Annotated in this window: 1 protein-coding gene; it reads left to right on the top strand. The window is 64.5% G+C overall.

The window, feature by feature from the left end; all coding sequences use genetic code 11:
- Positions 1-63: 63 nt before the first annotated feature.
- Positions 64-26,640, top strand: coding sequence for a non-ribosomal peptide synthase/polyketide synthase (locus P3G66_RS17810; protein ID WP_276116941.1), 26,577 nt, complete (start codon positions 64-66; stop codon positions 26,638-26,640).
- Positions 26,641-26,662: the final 22 nt, after the last annotated feature.

Raw genomic sequence — 26,662 nt, 5'->3', positions numbered from 1 at the left:
CACACTTCCCGGCGCTGATCGTGACAACGCTGATCGTCACAACGCTGTGTGGGGGTGGTCGTGATGGATACCGACAAGAGGATCGACCCGCTCACCGGATCGCGAAGCCTGCCGGCAGGAGCGTTCCCCCTGTCAGCGGTGCAGCGCAGCATGTGGTTTGCGCAGCAACTTCACCCGACGGTCCCGTACTTCATCGCGCAGTACATCGAGTTCCACGGCGATTTGGACATGCAACTGCTCAGTCGCGCCGCGGTGGAGGCTGCCCACGAGTTCGAATCGCCGTTTCTACGGTTGATGTACCCGGATGGGGAGCCCTGCCAGATCGTGGACTTCACGATCGACCCGGGCATCGACTACTTCGACTTCCGCGAGCGTGAGAACCCTCGGCAGGCTGCCTCGGAGTGGATGGACAACGATTACGCGACGACGCTCGATCTGACTCGCGATCGTCTCGTCGAGATGACAATTCTTCAAACTGGTGATCGGGATTACCTGTGGTACACCAGGATTCATCACGTCGCTCTCGACGGTTACAGCGGTATGACGATCGTCAATCGGATTGCGGCGATCTACACCGCAGCCGTCGAAGGTCGAGAACCTGCGGTGAACAAGGCGCTCGACGTCACGACGCTGTCCGAGCTCGACCAGAAGTACCGCGAATCGAGCCGATTCGAAGCCGACCGCGAGTACTGGGCCCAGCGTGTGTCGGGCGTCGAACACGGTTCGACGTTGGCCACCCGTGAGGGACCCCCGACTGCACGCAGTGAACTCGTCAGTGCCGCGATGTCGGCGGACAGCCTTGCTGCCTTGGACGAGTGGAATTCACGTTCCGGTGCAACTCCGGCCGCAGTGTTGATTTCGGCACTGGCGTGCTACCTGTCCCGCAGTACCGGCTACGACGACGTGCTGATCAACCTGCCGGTTTCCGCGAGGACGACGGCACCGCTGCAGCGGTCCGGCGGAATGCTGGTCAACGTCGCGCCGCTACACATCCACGTAAACCCGGACGAAAGTGTCGACGATCTGGTCGGGCGCGTGCAACTCGAACTTCTCGGTGCGCTTCGTCATCAGCGATGCAGCCTCGAGGACATCCGGCGTGATGCCGGTCTGACCGTCGGCGACGCGCGTCTGTCCGGCCCGATGATGAATGTGATGCTCTTCCGGCAGGAGATAACCCTCGGGCCACTGACCGGTGAGTATCACATCGTCACGTCGGGTCCGGTCGAGGATCTGCTGGTCAACGTGTACCAGAGCGGCGATCCGGCGCAGACGTTGATCGACTTTCGCGGAAACCCCAATCGCTACGGCCACGACGAACTGGCCGAGCACCACCGGGCGTTCACCGAATTGGTCGCAGAACTGACAGCAGCACCGGCCGGTACGCCGATGAACCGGATTCATCCGGCAAGTGCCGAGGCAGGGGCGCGCAGTGCACAGCGTAGGGAACTCGAGCGGTTCTGGGCGAGATACCTGGGGGACTCCGACGAGGGCTCCACACTGGACCTCGAGACACTGGGCCTCGAGCGAATCGACGCCGAATCGGAGCCCACCGGTACGAATCGGCTGAGCGTCCCACTCGATCCCGCGGTCGCCGAACTTGCGCGCACGGAAGGCGTCTCCCTCTTTGCCGTTGTCCATGCCGCATTTGCTTCGTTGCTGTCGAGATCGACCGAGCGCCGGGACGTGCTGATCGGAACGAGGACCGAGTGGGGAACTTTGCCCCTGCGCTGCGAGGTCGATCCGGCGGCGCCGTTCGACGAGTTCGTGAGTTCTCTTGCTCGAGAACGCGATACGTTGTCGATTCGATCGGCGGCAGGTGTCCCCGCACTGCCCGAGTTGCACGTCCACCTCAACGACGGCTCGCAGGAGACCACGATTGCCGGCCTCGACGTGGCGATCGACGTCCACGCAGATACCGGCGCCCTCGAGGTTGCGTACTCCACGCAGCACTACGCCGAATCCACGGTCCGAGCCTTCCTCTCGCGACTGGTGCGGATCCTTGCAGGCGCAGCAGCAGCCCCGCGAACGCCGGTCGGAGACCTCGATCTCCTCGACGACTTCGAGCGTGAGTCCCTGGTACCGGCGCGGGGAGCGACCGCATCCTCCCCGTTGACCCTCCTCGATATTCTCCGCCGGGCCTCGGCTGTGAACCCCGATGCCCCAGCGCTCGTTTTCGGTGATCGTGAGGTGAGCTACCGGGATCTCGACGCCGAGTCGAACACACTCGCCCGTGAACTGATCAACAGGGGAGTCGGCCCCGGCACCTATGTCGCCCTTGCGCTGTCGAGGTCTCTCGAATCGGTGACCGCGACGTGGGCGGTGGCCAAGACCGGCGGTGCCTTCCTCCCGATCGATCCGCACTACCCCGAGGATCGTGTTCGGCACATGCTCACCGATTCGGGAGCTGTAGTCGGAATCAGTGTGGGGGAGCACCACGGCGGGCTCGCCGATTCGGTGGATTGGCTGCTCCTCGACGAACTGGACACCTCGCACCAGTCCGATGCACCGGTCGTCGACGCCGAGCGGCGTACGCGCCTGAGCTACGACGATCCGGCATACCTCATCTACACGTCCGGCTCCACCGGTGTCCCCAAAGGCGTCGTGGTCAGTCACCGCGGGCTGAGCAGCTTCGCCGACGAAGAACGAGTCAGGTTCGGAGTCGAACCTGGAGACCGCACCCTGCATTTCTCTTCGCCGAGCTTCGACGCTTCAGTCCTCGAACTCCTCCTTGCCTTCGGGGGCGCGGCAACGATGGTGATCGCGCCGCCCACCGTGTACGGCGGCGACGAACTGGCACAGGTGATGCGTATCGGACGGGTCACCCACGCTTTCGTCACCCCGGCCGCGCTGGCAACAGTCGATCCCGCCGGCCTACCGGATCTACGAGTGGTCGTGACCGGCGGCGACGCATGCTCACCCGCGCTGGTGGATCAGTGGTCACACGGACGCTCGATGTTCAACGCGTACGGACCGACCGAAACCACCGTCGTCGCCACTCTGACCGGACCGCTGAGCAGCGATGTTCCCGTCACCATCGGGAAGCCGATGCGCGGAGCCGCAACCGTCCTCCTGGACTCGCGGCTTCAACCGGTGCCGATCGGTGTCGCCGGCGAGCTCTATGTGAGCGGTGTCGGTTTGGCGCGCGGGTACCACGCGCGTGCCACGATTACGGCCGAACGATTTGTTGCCGACCCCAACGGTGTTGCGGGAGAGCGCATGTACCGCACGGGTGACCTCGCGCGGTGGAACGGCGAGGGTGAGCTGGAGTACCTCGGCCGGAGCGACTTCCAGATCAAGATCCGCGGTTTCCGCGTCGAGCTCGGCGAGATCGACGACGTGCTGCGCCGCCACCCGAGCGTCGCACAGGCAGTCACCGCCGGAGTTGCGGGCCCGAGTGGGGAAACACTGTTGGCGGCGTACGTCACGGCGGCTGCGGGCACACACATCGACAACTCCGAGCTGGTCGCCCACGCGAGATCTTCGTTGGCAGCCCACATGGTTCCGGCGCGGATCGTCGTCCTCGACTCCATTCCGTTGACTCCGGCAGGAAAGATCGACAGGAAAGCGTTACCGGACATCGATTCTGTGGGCGGGTCGGCTGAATACCGTGCCCCCGAGACCTCGACCGAGAAGCGAATTTCGGCGGTGTTCTGCGATCTGCTCGGTATCACCCGGGCGGGAGCAGACGACAGTTTCTTCGACCTCGGCGGTGACTCGTTGATCGCGACCCGCGTCGTGTCGCGAGTCAACGGAGCTCTCGGAACGACGCTGAGCGTTCTCGACCTCTTCGAGGCGCCGACCGTCTCCGCTCTGGCAGCACGTGCCGACCTCGCGGACTCGCGGAACACACGTGCCCCGGCACTGACGCGTATCGATCGCCCTGACCGGATACCGGTATCTCTGGCGCAGCAACGAATGTGGCTGACCAATCAACTCGATCCGAGTTCGCCGGCGTACAACATTCCGATCGCGGTTTCGATGACCGGCGATCTCGACGTCGATGCACTGTTCACCGCGCTGCGGGACGTGATCGTTCGACACGAGATCTTGCGGACCGTTTTCCCCGAGAGTGCGCGTGGCCCCGTACAGCACGTTCTCGATGTGGACGAGATGTTCGATCATCTCGAGGTGGAAACGGTGCCTGCCGCAGCGACCTCGGCGCGGGCGAGTGAGCTCGCGCGAGAGGGATTCGACGTCAGCGAATCGGTGCCGATCCGCGCGACTCTGCTCGAGGTGAACGAACGCGAGCACACCTTGGTCCTCGTCGTGCACCACATTGCAGCAGACGGCCTGTCGATGGCGCCGCTGGCTCGTGACGTGATGGTGGCGTACGCCTCGCGGGCGAGCGGACGCGTGCCGGCGTGGCTGCCACTCGAAGTGCAGTACGGCGATTTCAGCGAGTGGCAACGCGGAGCGCTCGGTGAAGCGTCCGACCCGGATTCGATTCTTGCCGAGCAGTTGCGGTTCTGGTCGCACACGCTCACCGAACGCGGTGAGCTCGCGGAACTGCCGATGGATCATCCGCGGCCTGCGGGTGTCTCGCTGCGCGGTGACGATCTCGATTTCCGGATCGACTCCGCGACGTACCGCCGGGTCGGCGAGATCGCGGCGCGCAGCGACGTCAGCGTGTTCATGGTGATCCACGCCGCGCTGGCCGTCCTGCTCAGCCGAGAATCCGGAGCGAACGACATCACGATCGGCACTCCGGTGGCCGGGCGGAGCGAGCGCGCTCTCGACGACGTCGTCGGAATGTTCGTCAACACGGTGGTGCTGAGGACGGTTCTCGAGGGGGGACTCACCTTCGGTGAAGTTCTCACCCGCGTCCGCGACGTCGACGTGGCGGCCTTGCAGCACACCGAAGTGCCGTACGACGTACTCGTCGAATCCCTCGCAGACAACCAGGCGCCGCTGTTCCAGGTGATGCTGGTGATGCAGGGCGCCGCTCCCACCGAGGTCACTTTGCCCGAGCTCGATGTCACGGTCGACGAACTGTCGACGGGCGCGGCAAAGTTCGACCTTCAGGTCATTCTCACCGACCGCGGCGACCATCTCGACGGCCAGTTGAACTACGCCAGCCAGCTTTTCGACTCGGACACCATGTCCGGCCTCGCTGATCGCTTCACGATGCTCCTCGACGCGGTAGCTGCCTACCCGGAATCCGTCGTCGGCGACGTCGATCTCACAGCTCCGGGCGAGGCGGAACTGGTCCTCGAGCGTTGGAATGCCACCGAACACGCCGTACCGATCACCACCCTCTCGGACCTGGTGGCGGAGCAGGCAGCCCGGACACCCGAGGGGGCCGCGCTGGTCTACGGCGAGCGGACACTGACCTATGCGGAGTTCGACGCGAGGGTCGGTGAACTTGCCAGAACCCTCATCGCCCGCGGGGTCGGCCTGGACATGCGCGTCGCGGTGTCGATTCGACGGTCACCGGAACTACTCGTCGCGGTCCACGCCGTGATCCGTGCCGGTGCGGCATACGTCCCGGTGGATCCCGATCATCCCGCCGAGCGCATCGCGTACGTCTTCGACATCGCGGAACCGATCTGCGTGCTGAGCCGGCCCCAGGACCACGGCGCTCTTCCCGCGCGAGTCCCGATCGTGGACGTCGATCTCGATCGTCAGGTGTCCACGACGGCGCCGATCACCGACGCTGATCGGCTCGGACCCCTGCGCCCGGACAATGCTGCTTACGTGATCTTCACGTCCGGATCGACGGGTCGACCGAAAGGTGTTGCAGTATCACACCGTTCGATCGTCAATCGCCTGCTGTGGATGCAGGACACGTACCCCCTTCACGCGTCGGACGTGGTGCTGCACAAGACTCCGGTAACCTTCGACGTCTCGGTGTGGGAACTGTTCTGGCCCCTGCAGACCGGCGCGCAGTTGGTGATCGCGGAACCGGACGGGCACCGTGATCCCGGGTACCTGTCGGTGTTGATTGCCGACAGAGGCGTCACGACGGCGCACTTCGTTCCGTCGATGCTCGCGGAATTCGTCGCTGCCGCGACTGCCGGGCAGTGTGCGAGCCTGCGTCAGGTGTTCTGCAGCGGTGAAGCCCTCGCGCCTACCACTGCGGAGGCGTTCACCCGTCTGAGTTCTGCGGGACTGTTCAACCTGTACGGACCCACGGAGGCTGCCGTCGACGTCAGCGCCGCCGAATTCACCCCCGACATGACCGTCACCGTTCCCATCGGTGCGCCCGTGTGGAACACCCAGCTCTATGTCCTCGACGGGCGGCTGCATCCGGTTCCGGTCGGCGTTCACGGCGAGCTGTACCTGGCGGGAGTGCAACTGGCGCGTGGATACCTCGGGCGCAGCGATCTCACCGCCGACAGGTTCGTGGCCGACCCGTACGGCCCGTCTGGTACCCGGATGTACCGAACCGGTGATGTCGTCCGGTGGCGCGCCGACGGGCTGCTCGACTATGTCGGTCGACGCGATTTCCAGGTCAAGATCCGCGGCCAGCGCATCGAACTCGCCGAGGTCGAAGCAGCATTGCTCAGGCTGCCCGGTGTCGCGCAAGCTGCTGCTCTCGTCCATCACGACGACGTGGTCGGTGACAGTTTGGTCGGCTACGTCATCGCCGACACCGGCACTTCGATCGACACGGACGGCCTACGCACCGAGTTGAGAGGTCTCCTTCCGGCCTACATGGTTCCCGCTGTGGTCATCGCCCTCGACGTGTTCCCTCTCGGTTCGACCGGCAAGCTTGATCGGAAGGCTCTGCCCGCGCCCAGCTTCGACAGTTCGCAGACGTATCTGGCGCCGCGAACACCGCTCGAAGCGCAGTTGGCGGCGATCTTCGAGGAGCTTCTCGAATCCGGGGCAGTCGGTGTTCACGACAACTTCTTCGAGATCGGCGGAAACAGCCTCGTCGCTGCACGCGCTGTGGCGCGCGTGAACGATTCGCTGTCGTTGAACTTGTCGATCAGAGAGTTGTTCGACGCGCCGACCGTTGCGCAGTTGGCGGTCGAGTGCGCCACGGCACGAGGGGGACCGGCAGTCCTTCCGCTCGAGGCATTGCCGCGGCCACAGACGATCCCGCTGTCGCTGGCACAAAAGCGCATGTGGTTCGTCAATCAATTCGACGTCACGTCCGCGGCGTACAACGTCGCCATAGCGATCAGGCTGAGAGGCCGATTGGACGTTGCCGTGTTGGAGGGCGCGATCACCGACGTGCTTACTCGCCACGAATCGCTGCGCACGCTGTTTCCCATGATCGAGGGAGTGCCGGCGCAGGTGATCGTCGAACCCGGTGAAGCGTTGGGCGCGCTGCCGGTTGTCGCCGCGAACGCCGAAGCGGTACTCGGGGAGATCGAACGTCTCACCTCGAGGGGCTTCGACGTCACGCAGGCTCCACCGATCAGGGCGGAACTGATCGAGGTCGACGAAGAAGATCACGTCCTGGCCGTGGTCGTCCATCACATCTGCGCCGACGGATTCTCGATGGCACCGTTGGCGTTCGACGTGATGAGCGCGTACTCGGCAAGGCATCGAGGTGAGGCGCCCGACTGGTCTCCTCTTCCGGTCCAGTACGCGGACTTCGCCATCTGGCAGGAAAGGGCTCTCGGTCGGATCGACGAAGCGGACAGCACTCTTGCCGGTCAGCTCGAGTACTGGACACGTCAACTGGCGAGTGTTCCCGAACTTCTTGCGCTCCCCGCAGATCGACCGCGTCCGCGTGTGCAGGATCTCTCGGGCGGCGTCGTTCGATTCGACATCGATGCCGGCATCCACCGCCGTCTGAGCGAAACCGCGATCGAACACCGAAGCAGTATGTTCATGGCGGTACACGCCGCATACGCAGTGCTCGTGGCGAGATTGTCCGGCATGGAAGACATCACGATCGGCTCACCGATCGCCGGGCGCGGAAATGCCCTGCTGGATCCGATGGTCGGTATGTTCGTCGGCACGTTGGTCCTGCGCGCCGACGTCGACCCCGCCGCCTCGTTCACCGACCTGTTGGCCAGAGTTCGCAGCACCGACCTCGACGCCTTTGCTCACGCAGACGTCCCCTTCGAGCGCGTCGTCGATGCGCTGGCTCCGGAGCGGTCGACATCGCATTCACCGTTGTTCCAGGTGATGCTGGAGTTCAAGAACACCACTCGGCCAGCAGTTAGTCTGACGGATTTGGACGTCGAGGTCCTCGAACTCGAATCCGCCGTCTCGAATTTCGATCTGCAACTCACGCTTGCCGAGACCTTCGACGACGACGGCCGGCCGGCCGGAATCGAGGCCGGGTTCACCTACGCGAGCGCCCTGTTCGACGAGTCGACCGTCGAAGGTTTCGCTCGATACCTGGTTCGGATTCTCGGTGCTGTCACCGAGTCACCGCACACGCCGGTCGGCGACATCGATCTCGTGAGTGATCTCGACACGATTCGCGCCGTCGCACCGGAACTTCCCGAGCAGGTTCACTTCTCGACGTTGCTCGAGCGCAAGTACGTCGACGAACCGCAGAGGACTGCACTGATTTTCGGCGACCGACATCTGACCTACTCCGATCTGGACCGCCGCGCCAACCGGCTTGCACGACTGTTGATCAGCCGCGGGGTCGGTCCGGAATCCGTTGTCGCCCTGGCATTACCACGCTCACTGGAATCCGTGGTCGCGATCTGGGCGGTTGCCCGGTCCGGCGCTGCATTCGTACCCGTCGACCCGGCGTATCCCGTCGACCGCGTGCACCACATGATCAACGACTCGGGAGCGGGCGTCGTTCTCACCACCGCCGAGCATGTGGGTGTCGTCCCCGACGAGGCAGACGCCGTTCTGCTCGATCAGGCAAAGACACTCGCAACCCTCGAACAGATCGGTGATCAGCGGATAGGTGCCTCGGAGCTGCTGGCTGCGGTGTCCCTGGACAACCCGGCCTATGTCATCTACACCTCCGGTTCCACCGGCGTCCCCAAAGGCGTCATGGTCACTCACCGTGGGCTTTCGGCACTCGCCGAGCAGGAACGCAGTCGCTTCCGCGTCGAGTCGACCTCGCGCACGCTGCATTTCAGCTCACCGAGCTTCGACGCCTCGATTCTCGAACTCCTGATGGCTGTTGGTGCCGGGGCCACGATGGTCATCGCCCCACCGAGCATCATCGGCGGAACCGAACTGACGAGTCTGATCGCCGACCAGCACGTCACGCACGCCTTCATCACACCAGCCGCTCTGGCCACGGTCGATCCGAGCGGACTGAACGAGCTGGTGTGCATCGGAACCGGCGGCGACGTCTGCCCACCCGACCTCGTCGCCGCCTGGGTCAGCGATCACCGGATCATGATCAATGCCTACGGACCAACCGAATCGACGGTCGTCGCCAGCATCACCGAGCCGATGTCCCCGACCGATCGAGTGACGATCGGTCGCCCGTCGACAGGCATCAGCGCGTGGGTCCTCGACAATCGCCTGCACCGCGTCCCGGTCGGAGTGACGGGAGAGCTGTACGTCAGCGGCGACGGACTCGCCCGCGGTTACCGAAACCGCGCCGGCACGACCGCCGAACGATTCGTGCCCAATCCCGCGGGCAGTGCGGGCACACGGATGTACCGAACCGGCGACCTCGCCAGGTGGAACAAGAACGGCGAACTCGAGTACCAGGGTCGAGGCGATTTCCAGGTCAAGATTCGCGGATTCCGCATCGAACTCGGCGAGATCGAGGCAGTTCTGGCTCGCTATCCCGGCGTTGCACATTCCGTGGTGACCACGCTCGAACGTGACGGAGGCGCCGCACGGATCGTCGGATACGTCGTGCCTGCCAACGACGCTCAGACTGTGGATCCCGAGGCCGTCATCGCGTTCGCGGGCTCGGCTCTGGCCCCGTACATGGTTCCTGCGGTCGTGGTCGTTCTCGACGAACTGCCGATGACTGCCAACGGAAAGCTCGACCGCCGAGCCCTGCCGGTTCCCGACTTGCGAGCAACCCAGGCACGCTCGCGGGCCGCCGAATCCGATACCGAACGCACGCTGGCCGCCTTGTTCGTCGATGTCCTCGGTGTCGAATCGGTGGGCGTCGACGACTCGTTCTTCTCGATGGGCGGCGATTCGATCATGTCGATTCAGCTCGTCGCCCGTGCCCGCGATGCCGGGCTCGTCTTCACCCCGCGTGACGTCTTCGAGGTGAAATCGGTCGCCGGTCTTGCGGTTTTGCTGGCATCGACCAAGGACGACGAACCCGAGGTGCTCGAGGAACTTCCCGGAGACGGCGTGGGCCACGTGCCGTTGATGCCGGTGGCTCAGTGGTGGCTCGACCGGCTCGGCTCCGATCTCCGAGGTCTCGATTCGTTCTCCCAAGCGACTCTTCTCAACGCGCCGCACGGGCTTCACAGTGTGGAGCAGTTGACCGCGGCTCTTCAAGTTGTTCTCGATCGTCACGACATCCTTCGCGCACGCCTCGAGCTCGACGGCGAGCGCAGGCTTGTTGTCGGCGAGCCGGGATCTGTTGCAGCCGAGAATATTTGCCGGGTGATCGAGGTAGAGGCCGAGCCGGGCACCGCGGTGTTCGACGCGGCGATCGTCGACGCACTGGGCGGTGCGCGTCGAGAACTCGACCCCGGCCGGGGCGTGATGGTGCGGGTCGTCTGGTTGTCCGGCGTGCGCAACGCCGGCCGGCTGCTCCTGGTGATCCACCACCTCGCCGTCGACGGTGTCTCCTGGCGCGTCCTCGTGCCGGAACTTGCGTCGGCTTTCCACCGCATCGATGCAGGCGAGGAACCGGAGCCGTCGTACTCGGGCACGTCGGTTCGTCGTTGGTCGCATGCGCTCCGCGACATCGCGCCCGATCGAAGAGTCGAATTGCCCCGGTGGCGTTCGATACTCGAAGGTGCCGACCCGCTGATCGGAACCCGGCCGCTGGACCCGCGGCTCGACACGTTCGATTCGGTCGGCCGAGTTGTCGCCGACGTACCCGTCGAACTGTCCGACACAGTCCTGACCACGCTTCCGGCGCTTTTCGGTGGATCAGTCAACGACGGTCTCGTTGCTGCTCTCGCACTGGCACTGACGCAGTGGAGGCAGGCACAGGGCATACGAACCGACAACGTACTCATCTCGATGGAGGGCCACGGACGCGAAGCTCACGTGGTGCCCGGTGCGGACGTCCTGCACACGGTCGGCTGGTTCACCAGCGTCTTCCCGATGCGGATCGACCTCGCCGGCATCGACATCGCGGAAGTGATGAGCAGCGCCCCAGAGGCAGCGGTGGTGCTCAAGCGTGTCAAGGAAGAACTCTTGGGTGTTCCGGACAGCGGGATCGGCTACGGAGTTCTGCGTTACCTCGACGAGGTGGGTCGAGCGGAACTCGAAGACCTCCGCCAACCGCAGATCTCGTTCAACTATCTGGGCCGTTTCTCCGGCACCGAAGCAGGAGAGTCACTGGGGGACTGGGCACTGGCCCGGGACGTCGATCTGGAAGCGGCAGCGCGGTCCGAGATGCCAGTGGGTTCGGTCCTGGACGTCAACGTCGTCACCACCGAGATCTCGGGCGCACCGCACATCGGTGCCACTATCGCCTATCCCACCGGCGTACTGGCAGAGCGCGATGCTCGCGCCATCGCCGACCTCTGGGTGCAGGCGTTGCGCGCGCTGGCCACCTATGCCGAACACAGCGAACGCGGGGGACTCACCCCGTCGGACATCGACCTGATCGACCTCGACCAGGATTCCATCGACCACCTCGAGCGCGAGTTCCCGACACTGACCGACGTCTGGTCCCTCTCACCACTGCAATCCGGACTGCTCTTCCACGCCCGCTACGCCGAACACACTGTGGACGCGTACACCGTCCAACTCGCACTCGAACTCGACGGCGTCGACGCGTCCCGGTTGCACCGTGCCGCACAGGCACTGCTCGACAGACACGAGAACCTACGCGCGGCGTTCACGACCGACACCGGTGGACGATCGGTGCAGGTGATCAACGCAGACGTTGACGTGCCGTGGACCGAGATCGACATCTCTCCGTTGGCCCCCACCGAACAGGCGACCGAGATACGCGAGCTTCTCCATGCGGATCGGGTCCGCGGCTTCGACATGGCCACTCCGCCCCTGCTGCGGTTCCTGCTTCTGCGAACCGGTGACGACGCGTATCGGTTGATCCTGACCAACCACCACATCCTCCTCGACGGATGGTCGATGCCGCTGCTGGTCCGCGACCTACTGACGCTCTACGCGACAGACAGTGATCACAGTGCCATCCCACGCGTACACCCCTACCGGGACTATCTGAGCTGGATCAGCACTCGCGACGACAGCGTGTCGATCGAGGCCTGGGGCGAAGCACTCCGCGGACTCGACGACCCGACGCTGCTCACCGGAACTCACGCCGTCGACGAGGACGGCGCTACCTCACGCTCGACGACCACAGCGCTCGGAGAACGTGAGACGGAACTTCTGCGTGGATTCGTCCGCTCCCGTGGCCTGACGACAGCCTCCTTGATCCAGGTGGCCTGGGGAATCGTGCTCGCCGAACTCCTCGGCCGCGACGACGTCGTCTTCGGTGGAACCGTCTCCGGCCGACCACCCCAGGTGTCCGGCGTCGAGTCGATGGTGGGTTTGTTCATCAACACCGTCCCCGTCCGAGTTCGCCTCGATCCGCGAGAGTCCCTGGCGGCGCTGTGCGTTCGCGTCCAAGCGGAACAGGCGCGGTTGTCCGATCACCATCATGTCGGGCTTTCGCATATCACTTCGGCTGTGGGGTCCGCTGCATCGTTCGACACGCTGACTGTGTTCGAGTCGTATCCCGTCGACCGCGGTGGACTCTCCTCCGGTACCGACATAGCCGGAATGCACGTTCTCGACGTCCACGACGCCGAGGATGCCGCGCACTATCCACTCGCGATCGTTGCCTCTGCGGCAGACGGGCGACTGCGGCTCAAATTCGAGTATTTCCCGGGAGTCCTGGGCGATCACGACATCGACGCGATCGCCGACCGGCTGCTCCGCACCCTCGAGCTGATCACCGCGCAACCGGATCTCCCGCTGGCGAAACTGCGCCTGATGCCGGATTCGCAAGTGCAGCAATTGGTTCCCGCGCGCGGCCGGCAGGGCCGCTCGGTCAGGACACTCGATCGCATCTTTTCGGACACCGCGAGCAGATTCCCCGAACGGGTCGCACTGTCCTGTGGTGAGAGAAAGATGACCTATCGAGAGCTGGACGAGGCGTCGAACCAGTGGGCGCGCGTGCTCATCTCGGAAGGCGCCGGCCCGGACTCACGGGTGGCGATCTGTGTGGAACGCTCCTTCGAATCCGTCGCAGCGGTCTGGGCGATCACCAAGACCGGCGCCGCCTTCGTGCCGATCGATCCTCGCTACCCGAGTGACCGGATCTCGTTCATGCTCGAGGACTCGGCATCCTCGCTCGGATTGACCACGGCTGCCCACAGACCCGGCGACGGCGGTGTGACGAAGTGGCTCGAACTCGACGACCCGACGAGCATCGCTCGGCTCTCCGGAGTATCCGCGGCGCCGCTACGCGAGGACGAGCGTCGAGGAACCCCGCGGTTGGAGAACACTGCCTACCTCATCTACACCTCGGGCTCGACCGGCCGACCCAAGGGCGTCGTCGTCACGCACACCGGTCTCGAGAACTTCGCCGACGAACAGCGTCATCGCTACGGTCTCACCGAGAATTCACGCGCACTGCATTTCGCCTCTCCGAGCTTCGACGCCTCCGTTCTCGAGTACCTGCTCGCCTTCGCCGTCGGCGGTGAACTGGTCGTAGCTCCCACCACCGTCTACGGAGGAACCGAACTGGCCGACGTTCTCCGCGAGGGACATGTCACCCACGCGTTCATCACGCCTGCAGCGCTGACGTCGGTGGATCCCGAGGGAATCGACGAACTGACCACCATCACGGTGGGCGGCGAGGCGCCCTCGGCGGACCTGGTGCGCACCTGGGCGCCGGGAAGATCGTTCGTCAACGTCTACGGACCCACCGAAACCACCATCTCCTGCAACCTCAGCGACCCCATCCCGGCCGGCGAGAAGGTCTATCTCGGACCGCCGAACCGCGGATTCAGCGAGGTCGTCCTCGATCGCAGACTTCAACCGGTGTCCGTCGGAGTTCCCGGCGAACTGTATGTCGCCGGAGTCGGACTCGCGCGCGGCTATCACGGGCGCTCACCACTGACGAGCGAACGATTTGTCGCCAACCCGTACGGCGAGCCGGGGGAGCGGATGTACCGCACGGGCGACGTGGTGCGCTGGCGCAGCGACCGCACCATCGAGTACCTCGGACGCAGCGACTTCCAGGTCAAGATCCGCGGCTTCCGTATCGAACTCGGCGAGGTCGACACGGCGTTGGGTCAGCTGCCCGGCGTGGAGTACGCGGTCACGTTGGCGGTGCGCGGACCCTCCGACGAGCAGGCCTTGGCGGCATATGTCGTCTGCGACGACGAACGCCGGGTGAGCGCCGAGGACATCCGGGCGGCGGCACGGGAGCTACTGCCGGCACACATGGTGCCCGCAAGCGTCGTCGTGCTCGACGAACTACCGCTGACCGGCGTCGGCAAGGTCGATCGGGCTGCTCTTCCGGCGCCTCGTTTCGACACCGATGCCGAGACACTCACTGCACCGGCCACCGAGTTGGAACGGCTGGTGGTGGGCGTTTTCGAGGACGTGCTCGGAGTGTCTCCGATCGGTATCGACACTCACTTCTTCGACGTCGGCGGAAACTCACTGACCGCGACCCGCGTCATCGCCCGCGTCAACGCACTTCTCGGCACCGACATCGGCGTTCGAGGACTGTTCGAGTCTCCGACAGTTCGGCAGCTCTCGCGTCTGGCGGAGAGCGTCGGCCGCGGAGAGAACCCCAGACCACCGTTGACTCGGCGATCCCGCCCGGACCCACTGCCCGTGTCACTGGCACAGAAGCGGATGTGGTTCCTCAACCAGTTCGACGTGACGTCCCCCGCCTACAACGTTCCCCTGGCAGTGCGCCTCGACGGCGATCTGGACTTCGCCGCATTGCAGGCCGCGGTAGCGGACGTACTGGGGCGCCACGAGAGCTTGCGGACGAAGTTCCCCTCGATCGACGGACAGCCGGTTCAGCAGGTGATGTCCAGCGACGAGGTCATGCCGATCCTGGAGCCGGAAATCGTCACTGCTGCCAGAGTGTCCGATCGAATCCTCGAGCTGGCCTCGGCAGGCTTCGACGCCTCGGCCGAAGTTCCGATTCGCTGCGCGGTCCTGCGCGTCGACGGGGACGAGCGCAGGCACGTACTCGTGATCGTCGTCCACCATATCGTCGCCGACGGGTTCTCGATGAACCCCCTGGCAGCGGACGTGGCAGCGGCCTATGCGGCCCGCAGTGCCGGCAGTGCGCCGAACTGGTCGGAACTGGCCGTGCAGTACGGCGACTTCGCTGTGTGGCAGCACGAAGTGCTCGGCTCCGAGGAAGATCCGGACTCGGCTCTGACCCGTCAGCTCGATTACTGGAAGGACCGACTCGCGGGACTGGGCGAGCCGATCGCGTTGCCGACGTCGTTCTCACGTCCGGCAAAGCCGTCCATGGTCGGCTCGGTCCACCGGTTCGCGGTATCGCCGCAGACCCATCGGGCGCTGACCGACCTGGCACGTGAGCACGGCACCACCATGTTCATGCTCATGCACGCAGCACTGGCGGTACTTGCGGCGCGCCTGGCCGGTACCGAGGACATCGCCATCGGTACACCCGTCGCCGGCCGCGGCGAGGCCGAACTCGATCACCTGGTCGGTATGTTCGTCAACACTCTCGTGCTGCGAACACAGATCACGCCCGACGCGTCGTTCGAGGACGTCCTCGCCCAGGTTCGCGAAGGCGACCTCGGCGCGTTCCAGCACACCGATTTGCCCTTCGAAAGGTTGGTCGACGCACTCGACCCGGAACGCTCGACTTCGCACACTCCGTTGTTCCAGATCCTCATCGAGTTCCGCAACAATGCACTCCCACAACTCGAATTGCCGGGGCTGTCGGTCTCGGGAGTCGAGTTCGACCTACCCGTCGCCAAGTTCGATCTGCAACTCTCGGTCACCGAGCGTTACGACGCGGATGGCGGAACGGATGGAATCGACGCCGAATTCATCTACGCCACAGACCTGTTCGACGGTGAATTGATCGATTCGTTCTCACGCAGACTGCTCACCATCCTCGAGGCGGTCTCGCGAGAGCCGTCGACTCCTACCGGTGACATCGACGTCGTGAGCGCCGACGAGCGTCGACAGATGCTGACCGAGTGGAACACTCACGCCGAACCGGCCCCAGCGGACAACATCGCGGACCGATTCTTCGAGGCTGTTGCAGCACATCCGTCGTCGACCGCGGTCAACGACAGCGACGGCGCCATGACGTACGCCGAACTGGACGGGCGCGCTAACCGCCTGGCGCGGCTCCTGATCGGCCGCGGTATCGGTCCGGAATCCGTGGTGGCTGTTGCGATGCCCAGAACCACCGATCTCGTGCTGGCCCTCGTCGCCGTCATCAAAACCGGAGCGGCATACCTGCCGATCGACATCACCTACCCGGCCGAGCGCCTGCGGTTCCTCTTCGACGACGCGCGGCCGGTATGCCTGGTCACGACCGGAGACTTCCGAAGTGACCTACCTTCGGAGATCATCGAATCCGGCATAGACGTCGTCGAACTCGGATCGCCGGAGATCGCGGTACGCCTCGATCACTCCGCGCCCCATCGCATCACCGACGCGGACCGGACGACACCACTTCTGCCCGACGCGATCGCGTACATCATCTACACCTCCGGATCCACAGGTCGCCCCAAAGGTGTCCAGGTCAGCCACCGAAACGTGCTGACTCTGATGGACAACACCGCCCCGACGTTCGGGTTCGACGACACGGACGTGTGGACGATGTTCCACTCGTACGCATTCGACTTCTCCGTCTGGGAGCTGTGGGGGCCGCTGCTGCACGGTGGCCGGCTGGTCGTCGTCGACTACTACACGACCAGATCGCCGGACATGTTCCACGAACTGCTCCGCAGGGAGCGAGTGACGGTGCTGAACCAAACACCCACCGCCTTCTACCAACTCGCCGAAGCCGACCGTGCGTACTCACCGAACGGCACGGGTCCCGACCTTGCACTGCGCTACGTCGTCTTCGGTGGAGAAGCGCTCGATCTCGGGCAGTTGCGCAAGTGGTACGACAGGCGGGCCGACACGGCTCCGACGTTGGTCAACATGTACGGGATCACCGAGACGACAGTGCACGTCAGTCGAATCGCACTCGACCGCAACGACAGCGAGCACGCGTCGGCGAGCATCATCGGGCGAGCAGTACCGGGATTGTCCGTCTACGTACTCGATCGGCGACTGAACTTGGTACCACCAGGTGTCGTCGGCGAAATGTACGTCGCCGGTGATCAGGTGACTCGGGGATACCTCGGGAAACCCGCATTGACTTCGGTGCGGTTCCTTCCCGATCCATTCGGTAGTTCGGGGGATCGAATGTATCGGAGCGGGGACCTGGCGAGGTGGAACGACGCGGGGCAGTTGGAGTACGTGGGCCGCAGTGATTTCCAGGTGAAGGTGCGTGGTTTCCGCATCGAACTCGGAGAGATCGAAGCCGCAATGCTCCGCTGCCCCGGCGTCGCGGCCTCGGTAGCACTTGTTCGGACAGAGGGAGCGTCACCGCGGATCGTCGGGTACGTGGTCGCCGAAACAGGCAGTACCGTCGATTCAGCGACGGTGACCGACTTCGTCGCCGCCGAACTCGCGGAGTACATGGTGCCCACCGCGATCGTCGTCCTCGAATCGCTTCCACTGACGGTCAACGGAAAGCTCGACCGACGCAGCCTCCCGGCTCCGGACTTCACCGTCACGGGAACAACCGAGGCGACGCGGGCGCCGGCCACCGCTACCGAAGCGGTCCTCGCGGACCTCTTCGCGGAGGTGCTGGGTCGGGGCAGTATCGGAGTAGACGATTCCTTCTTCGGTCTCGGCGGCGATTCGATCATGTCGATCCAACTCGTCTCACGGGCGAAGTCCGCAGGCCTCGTCTTCACTCCGCGGGACGTCTTCGAAGCGAAGACCGTGGCCGGCCTCACCAAAGTGCTCCTCATCGAATCATCGGAAACGGCACCGGTTCTCACGGAGCTACCCGGCGGGGGAGCCGGCCCGCTACCGCTCACGCCGATCATGGAGTGGCTCGTCGAACGCAGTCGCGGTGACCTGAGCACGATCCGCAGTTACAGCCAGAGCGCGCTGATCGCATTGCCCGCGGATGTCTCCGGCCCCGCGCTGGAACGAGCATTGCAAACGATCCTCGATCGTTACGACGTGCTGCGGGCGCGCCTGGACGCCGCGACTCACCAACTCGAGATCCGCGAGCCAGGGAGCATCACCGCCCCCGACATCCTGCGCCGAACCTCCATCGTGTCCACCAGCGGCGAAGAATTCGTCGCCGCTGCGGAAACCGCGATGCAGGACGCATCCAGCCGCCTCGATCCCGAACACGGGAAGATGATCAGCGCAGTCTGGTTGGATCCCGTCAGCTCGAACGGCAACCGGGCCGAAGCCGGACGGTTGCTCCTGGTCCTTCATCACCTCGCGGTCGACGGTGTGTCCTGGCGCATGCTCGTCCCGGGCCTGGTCACTGCTTATGCCTCGGCGTTCGACGGAGAAACACCCATACTTCCGCCGGGCGGAACGTCGATACGTCGCTGGGCGACAGCGCTCGCCGAGACCGCTGCGCAGCGACGCGACGAGATCGACCTGTGGTCGAGAATGCGGACCGACGAGCCATTGCTCGGGGCACGCGGGCTCGACCCAGCCGTCGATGTCGGAGCCACCGTCGACCGAGTCAGCGTCGACGTTCCGACCTCCGTGACCGAGAACGTCATCTCGACGGTGCCTCAGCATTTCGGAGGCTCGGTGAACGACGGACTGCTCGCTGCTCTCGCGATTGCCGTTACCGCCTGGCGTCGATCGCGCGGACAGCGCAGCGGGGACGTGCTCGTCAACCTCGAAGGGCACGGCCGCGAGGAGAACGCCGTACCGGGCGCCGACCTCTCGCGCACGGTCGGTTGGTTCACCACCTTGTTCCCCGTCCGGATCGATCTCACCGGACTCGATGTCGTCGATGCACTGGCCGGGGGATCAACCGCCGCCTCCGCCGTGAAACTCGTCAAGGAAACGCTGCTCGGCCTGCCCGACAACGGAATCGGGTTCGGCATCCTGAAGTACCTCGATCGAAACGAGGAACTTCGTGAGCTGCCCACGCCGCAGATCTCGTTCAACTACCTCGGACGATTTGCCGGCTCGGATCCCGAGCACGGCGAAGTGCCGTGGCTGCCGATCTCGGAAGTGACCCTCGACGAAGCGCACAGCGGCGAATTGGCCGCCGCGTCGGTGCTCGACATCAACGCCGTCACGACCGATACCGCACACGGTCCGATTCTGCGCGCTACGTGGTCCTTCCCCCGCGGCATTCTCAGCGAGGCCGAAGTCACCGAACTGGCGGAGCTCTGGGCCCGAGCACTGGGCGCACTGAGTGAATACGTGGAGGAACACTCCGAGCGCGAGCTCACGCCCACCGATCTCGATCTCGTCACCGCGGATCAACAGAGCATCGAACAGCTCGAGCGCAGATTCCCCGACCTGACCGACATCTGGTCACTGTCACCTCTGCAGTCGGGCATGCTCTTCCACGCCCAGTTCGACGAAACCGAAATCGACCCGTACATGGTGCAACTGACCCTCGAGCTCGGGGGTCGGGTGGAGGCGCCGCGCCTGCGCCGCGCCGCGCAGGCCTTGGTTGATCGTCATCCGAGCCTGCGCGCGGGATTTGTCTCCGCACCGGGAGGGCGGGCACTGCAGGTGATCCGTTCCGGTGTCGACATCGGCTGGGCCGAGATCGACCTGTCCGGAGCCGAAGACAGCGAAGTCGCGTTCGGTCAGCTGCTCGAACGCGATCGCGCTCATCGTTTCGACATGGAAACAGCCCCGTTGATCCGCTTCATGCTCGTGCGAATCGGACCGGACACAGCACGCCTCGTCGTGACGAACCACCACATCCTGCTCGACGGCTGGTCCACCCCGCTGTTGCTTCGAGACCTGCTCACTCTCTACGCAACCGACGGTGACCCCGAGATTCTGCCCCGAGTTCAGTCGTATCGCGACTATCTCTCCTGGATCTCGAAGCAAGAACCCGAGACTTCGCTACGGGCGTGGCAAGAAGCGCTACGGGGCGTCGACACGTCCACCCACCTCTCGAGGGCAGACACCGCCGCCGAAACCGTGGCAAGTGAAATCCACTCGTACTCGCTGCCGACCGAACGAACCGAGACTCTTCGGGCGTTCGCGCGAAGCCGCGGCCTGACCATGGCGACCCTGGTACAGGTGGCATGGGGAATCGTGCTCGCCGAACTTCTCGGACGCGACGACGTCGTCTTCGGCGGAACGGTCTCAGGACGCCCACCACAGGTGCCCGGCGTGGAATCGATAGTCGGCCTGTTCATCAACACGGTGCCTGTCCGAGTCCGCCTCGACGCCCGAGAAACCCTCGCCGAACTGGCCATTCGCGTCCAATCCGAGCAAGCGTCATTGCTCGACCACCACCACATCGGACTGTCGGACATCGCCGGAGCAGTCGGCGCCGCCGGTTCCTTCGACACCCTGACGGTATTCGAGTCGTATCCCGTCGACGAGACAGCCCTGACCGCCGAAACCGACATCGCGGGAATGCACGTTCTCGGCATCGACGGACGCGACTCGGCGCACTATCCGATTGCCGTGGTGGCGTCCGAAAGTGACACGCTGAATCTGAAGATGGAGTACTTGCCGACGCACTTCTCCGCCCGCGAAGTCGCCAAGATCACCGAGCGCGTGGGCATCGTCCTCGGGCAACTCGCCTCGGCACCGGATCAGCCGCTGGCCCGTCTGCAGGTTCTCACGGAGTTCGAGAGCCGTGATCTTGCGCCGGTCTTCGGCTCCCCGGGGCGCTCCGCGCGAACGCTCCCAGAGATTCTCGCCGACGTCTCTGCCACCTATCCCGACCGCATCGCGCTCTCGGCCGGCAGCCGTTCCATGACCTACGCCGAACTGGACCGGCGCTCGAACCAGTTGGCCAGAGCCATGATTCGCCGCGGCGCCGGGCCCGAGACGTCGGTTGCCATCGGCATCGAAAGGTCCGTCGAATCCGTACTCGCGGTGTGGGCGGTGGCCAAGACCGGCGCAGCGTTCGTCCCCGTCGACCCCACCTATCCGGCTGACCGAATCGAACACATGCTCAGCGACTCCGAGGTGCTGTTCGGGTTGACCGTCGTCGACGCCATCGACACACTTCCACCCATCGTGTCCTGGTTGGTGCTCGGAGAAGAGGCATTCGACGACGACGTCGCCACCAGTTGCACGCTGCCGATCACCCAGGACGAACGGCGTGCACCGGTGGTCATGGACAACGCCGCCTACGTGGTCTACACCTCGGGATCCACCGGCCGACCCAAGGGAGTTGTCGTCACCCACACCGGACTCGACAGCTTCGCACTCGACCAGCAGCGTCGATTCCACGCAGATCACCACTCTCGAACCCTGCACTTCGCCACCCCCAGCTTCGACGGAGCCGTCTTCGAGTACCTGCAGGCATTCGGTGTCGGAGCAACCATGGTGATCGTCCCGACCGACATCTACGGCGGCGCCGAACTGGCAAGTCTCATCCGCCGCGAACACGTCACTCACGCGTTCGTCACCACGGCAGCACTCGCCACCGTCGACCCGGCCGGCCTGGACGAGTTCCGGCACGTCGTCGTCGGGGGAGAGACACTACCGCCGCATCTCGTCGGCCTCTGGGCTCCCGGACGAGAATTCGTCAACGCCTACGGCCCGACCGAGACAACCGTCATGGCAGACATCAGCGAACCCATGACAGTGGGCGCACCCATCACGATCGGTGGACCGATCCGCGGCGTGCACGAGATGATCCTCGATTCGCGCCTGCAACCTGTACCCGTCGGAGCTCCCGGTGAGCTGTACATCGCCGGCATCGGCCTGGCTCGCGGATACCACCGGCGTCCCGGCCTGACCAGCGAGCGATTTGTCGCCGACCCCTTCGGCAAGCCAGGCGACCGGATGTACCGCACGGGCGACATCGTCTCCTGGCGAAGCGATCACACCATCGAATACGTCGGGCGTAGCGACTTCCAGGTCAAGATTCGCGGATTCCGCATCGAGCTCGGCGAGGTCGACGCCCAGATCACCGCAATGGCGAGTGTCACGAATTGCGTGACACTCGGCGTCGACGGACCGGCCGGCGCCACAGTTTTAGCGTCCTACCTCACCGTCGAGGAAGGATCGACGCTGACCGGGGCAGAGATCACCGCGCACCTCGCCGGACGTGTTCCCTCGCACATGGTTCCGGCCAGCATCATGATCGTCGACGAGCTACCGCGCACCGCGGTCGGCAAGCTCGATCGAAAAGCGTTGCCGACGCCGGAGTTCACCGGAACCGGTGTGGAATTCCGGGCGCCCGGCACCAGCCTCGAACGTCGGATCGCCGATGCGTTCATCGACGTACTCGGCGTCGAACGGGTCGGCGTCGACGACAATTTCTTCGAGCTCGGCGGCAACTCGCTGATCGCCACTCGCGTGGTCTCGCGGCTCAACTCCGCACTGAACATCGACGTCGGGGTGCGCGTGCTGTTCGAGGCACCGACGACGGCTCAGCTCGCCGAACGGCTCTCCAGCGCTGTCACTGCCGTCGGCACTGTGCCGCTCACTCCCATGGAGCGCAATGGCAGCGTCCCGCTCTCGTTGGCGCAGAAGCGCATGTGGTTCCTGAACCAATTCGACACACGCTCAGCCGCGTACAACATCCCACTAGCTGTTCGCCTCACCGGTGACCTCGACGTCACGGCCATGCAACAGGCCATCGCCGACGTCGTCGAGCGGCACGAAACACTGCGGACGGTGTTCCCCGCCGTCGGCGGCGATCCGATTCAGCAAGTGCTCACCGTCGACGAGGCAGTACCGCCGGTCCGTGAAATGACGTTGGGGGAGGACGAACTCGCAGAGCGCATGCAACGACTCGCCACGACCGGCTTCGACGTGTCGGTGGACCTGCCGCTGCGCGTGGCACTGTTCCGACTCGACACCGCTGAACCCGTTCACATTCTGTTTGTCGTGGTCCATCACATCTGCGCCGACGGTTCGTCGATGGCGCCGCTCGCACGCGACGTGATGACGGCCTACCTGGCGCGTACGGCAGGGACCGAGCCCACGTGGGCGCCACTCGAGGTGCAGTACGCAGACTTCACGTTGTGGCAGCATCGCGTCCTCGGATCGGAAGACGACCCGGAATCCGTCATCAGTCGCCAATTGCACTACTGGAGTGAGCAACTCGCCGGACTCGACGACGTCATCGCACTGCCCGCCGACCACCCGCGACCCGTGCAACAGACCTTCCACGGTGACCGATTCACCTTCGACATCGACGCGAACACCCACCGCGCCCTCGCGGACCTCACCAGGGCAAACGGTGTCACGATGTTCATGGCGCTGCACGGCGCGCTCGCAGTGCTGATGTCCAAGTTGTCGGGCGCCGACGAAGTCACCATCGGCACACCGATCGCCGGCCGAGGTCAGGCAGCGCTCGACCATCTCGTCGGAATGTTCGTCAACACACTGGTCCTGCGAACCAGCGTCGATCCCGACATCACGTTTGCCGACCTGTTGGAGCACGTCCGGGAAATCGACCTGGCCGCATTCCAGAACTCGGACCTGCCATTCGAACGGCTCGTCGACGTCATCAACCCAACCAGATCCACGTCGTACTCACCGTTGTTCCAGGTCGCCCTCGAACTTCAGAACAACGAACCCGCACATTTCCACCTACCCGGCCTCGACATCGACGGACTGACCGTGGAAACCAAATTCGCGAAGGAGGACCTGGAGCTGATCGTCGACGAGAAGTTCGACGAGTTCGGCATCCCGGCTGGGATGTCCGCAGCCTTCGACTTCGCAACCGATCTCTTCGAACCCGCCACCATTCGTCGGTTTGCCGACCGACTGCGCCTGATCCTGGACGCTGTCGGACGCGAACCCGCAACACGTATCGCCGACATCGGCATCCTCGGCGCCGATGAAACAGCTGCCCTGGTGCCGGCATCCGGTGCCGCCGCGACTCGAGCGCGGGTGTGGCCGGAGATCCTCGCCGAAGCAGTCGCCTCGAACCCGGATGCCCCAGCCCTCTCGAGTCGCGAGAGGTCGATGACCTACCGCGAGCTCGACGAGGAATCGACGAAGCTGGCGCGCGCGCTGTGTCGGCGCGGCGTCGGTCCCGAAGATTTTGTGGCGCTGGGTCTGCCGCGGTCCACTGCGGAGATCGTCGCGATCTGGGCGGTCACGAAAACCGGTGCAGCGTTCTTGCCGGTCGACCCGAACTATCCCGACGATCGCATCAACCACATGCTCGACGATTCGCGGGCCGTACTCGGCATCACCGACGACGCTCACCGCAGTCAACTTCCCGACACGGTCGAGTGGATGGTCCTCGATGAAGCCGAGACCGTCGACGAGATCGACGCCCAGAGCGCAGCCGCGATCACCGATCGCGACCGCACGATCCCCTTGCATCACGGGCATCCCGCGTACCTGATCTACACCTCGGGTTCAACCGGGAAGCCGAAGGGCGTCATCGTCACCCACCTCGGGTTGTCAAACCTCAACGCCGAGGAACATCAGAGATTCAACGTCCAGCCCTATTCGCGGATCTCTCACCTGGCATCACCGAGCTTCGACGCCTCGGTCTTCGAACTCATGATGGCGTTCGGCAGCGGAGCGTGCCTGGTCGTCATCCCACCGACGGTCTTCGGCGGATCCGAGTTGGCCGAAATCTTTGCCGACGAACACGTCTCACACGCGTTCATCACTCCGACCGCGCTCAGCTCGATCGAAAGCTCCGCGCTACCCGAACTCCGCGTACTCGCAGTCGGTGGCGAGGCCTGCCCACCCGAACTCGTGGACATCTGGGGCCGCGACCGTCGCATGTTCAACGGATACGGACCCACCGAATCCACCATCCAGGCCAGCGTCAGTGAACCCATGCGGCCGGGCAAGGACATCAACATCGGACGACCGGCCATCGGCTTTGCCGGACTGGTCCTCGACGGGCACCTCAAGCCCGTGCCGGTGGGAGTCATCGGGGAGCTGTACGTGACCGGCCCCGGACTCGCCCGGGGATACCACAATCGTCCCGACCTCACCGCCGACCGATTTGTCGCCGATCCGTTCGGCGAACCAGGCCAGCGGATGTACCGCACGGGCGACCTGGTGCGCTGGCGCTCCGACAGCACCCTCGAATACCTGGGCCGCAGCGACTTCCAGATCAAAGTCCGCGGATTCCGCATCGAGCTCGGCGAAATCGACTCTGTCCTGATGGCACACCCATCCGTCTACTTCGCCGCCACACTCGGGCACGAAGCGCCGTCGGGGGAGACGATGATCGCCTCCTACATCCAGCCCGTGGAAGGACAGACCGTCGACGACTGGGAGCTTCGCCGCCATCTGTCTTCTCGCCTGCCCGCGCACATGGTTCCCGGCGCGATCGTCGTCGTCGACCGCATTCCGGTGACACCGGTCGGCAAGCTGGACCGCAAGGCACTGCCGACCCCGAGCTTCGAGCGACGCACGGTCCCGTACGCACCGCCGACAAACAACACCGAACGAACGGTCGTCGACATCTTCGAGACCGTGCTCGGGCACGAGCACATCGGCGTCGACGACGACTTCTTCGAACTGGGCGGAACGTCGATCGTGGCCACTCGCATCACCATCGAACTCGAGAAGCGTCTCGGGATGCGAGTGCCGTTGCAATCGCTTTTCCTGGATCCGACACCTGCCGGAGTCGCCCGGGCTGCCGACGGAATGGACGCACACTCGCCGGACGATTCGTCGGATCTTCTCGCCCCGATGATCACGCTGCGCGCCGGATCCGATCGTGCACCACTGTTCTTCGTCCATCCGGGTATCGGATTGTCCTGGGGTTACGCAGAATTCGTCAAGCATCTCGAGCTGGATCAACCCGTCTACGGTCTTCAGCTACCGTCCCTGAGCGGCGGGCCCAGCTTCGACTCGCTGACCGAACTCGCCGACGACTACGCGAATCGCATTGCAGCCGTGGCATCGACCGGCCCGATCCATCTGGCCGGCTGGTCGCTCGGCGGCGTGATCGCACACGCCGTGGCACACAGCCTCACTCGGAGCGGACGTGACGTGACTCTGTCGATACTCGACAGCTATCCGTCGTCGGATTCCGATCAGCCCGCAGAACTCTCGGTCTCCGAACTACTGGCCGGGCTCGCGATGCCGGCGGGATCCAAGACGGTCGAGACCTTCGAAGAAGCGGCGGAATTGCTGGAGCAGACCCTGGGTGCCGGAATCGGAATCGAAGCGGAGCATCTGGCGCGGATCAGTCGCGGTTACTCCCACTCCGTCGAATTGACGAATCGGCACCAACCGCCTGTCCACGTTGGAGCCATCGAGTTCTTCGTAGCCGGAAGATCTACGGAGAACGGACACGATGTCGCCGAATGGCGAAGGTTTGTAGAAGGGGACATCCGAGTCACCGAAGTCGATTGCGAACACAACCAGATGATCGAACCGGGTCCGGCGGCAACCATAGCTGTACGATTGCGAGAAGTTATCGCTCAGTGGGGTGTCTGAACCAGGTTCGACATGGGTATGA

The sequence above is a fragment of the Rhodococcus sp. C3V genome, from assembly GCF_029269915.1.
Taxonomy (GTDB): Bacteria; Actinomycetota; Actinomycetes; order Mycobacteriales; family Mycobacteriaceae; genus Rhodococcus_F; species Rhodococcus_F qingshengii.
The sequence above is the reverse complement of the archived record's forward strand: the minus strand, read 5'-3'. Positions and strand labels throughout refer to the sequence as shown.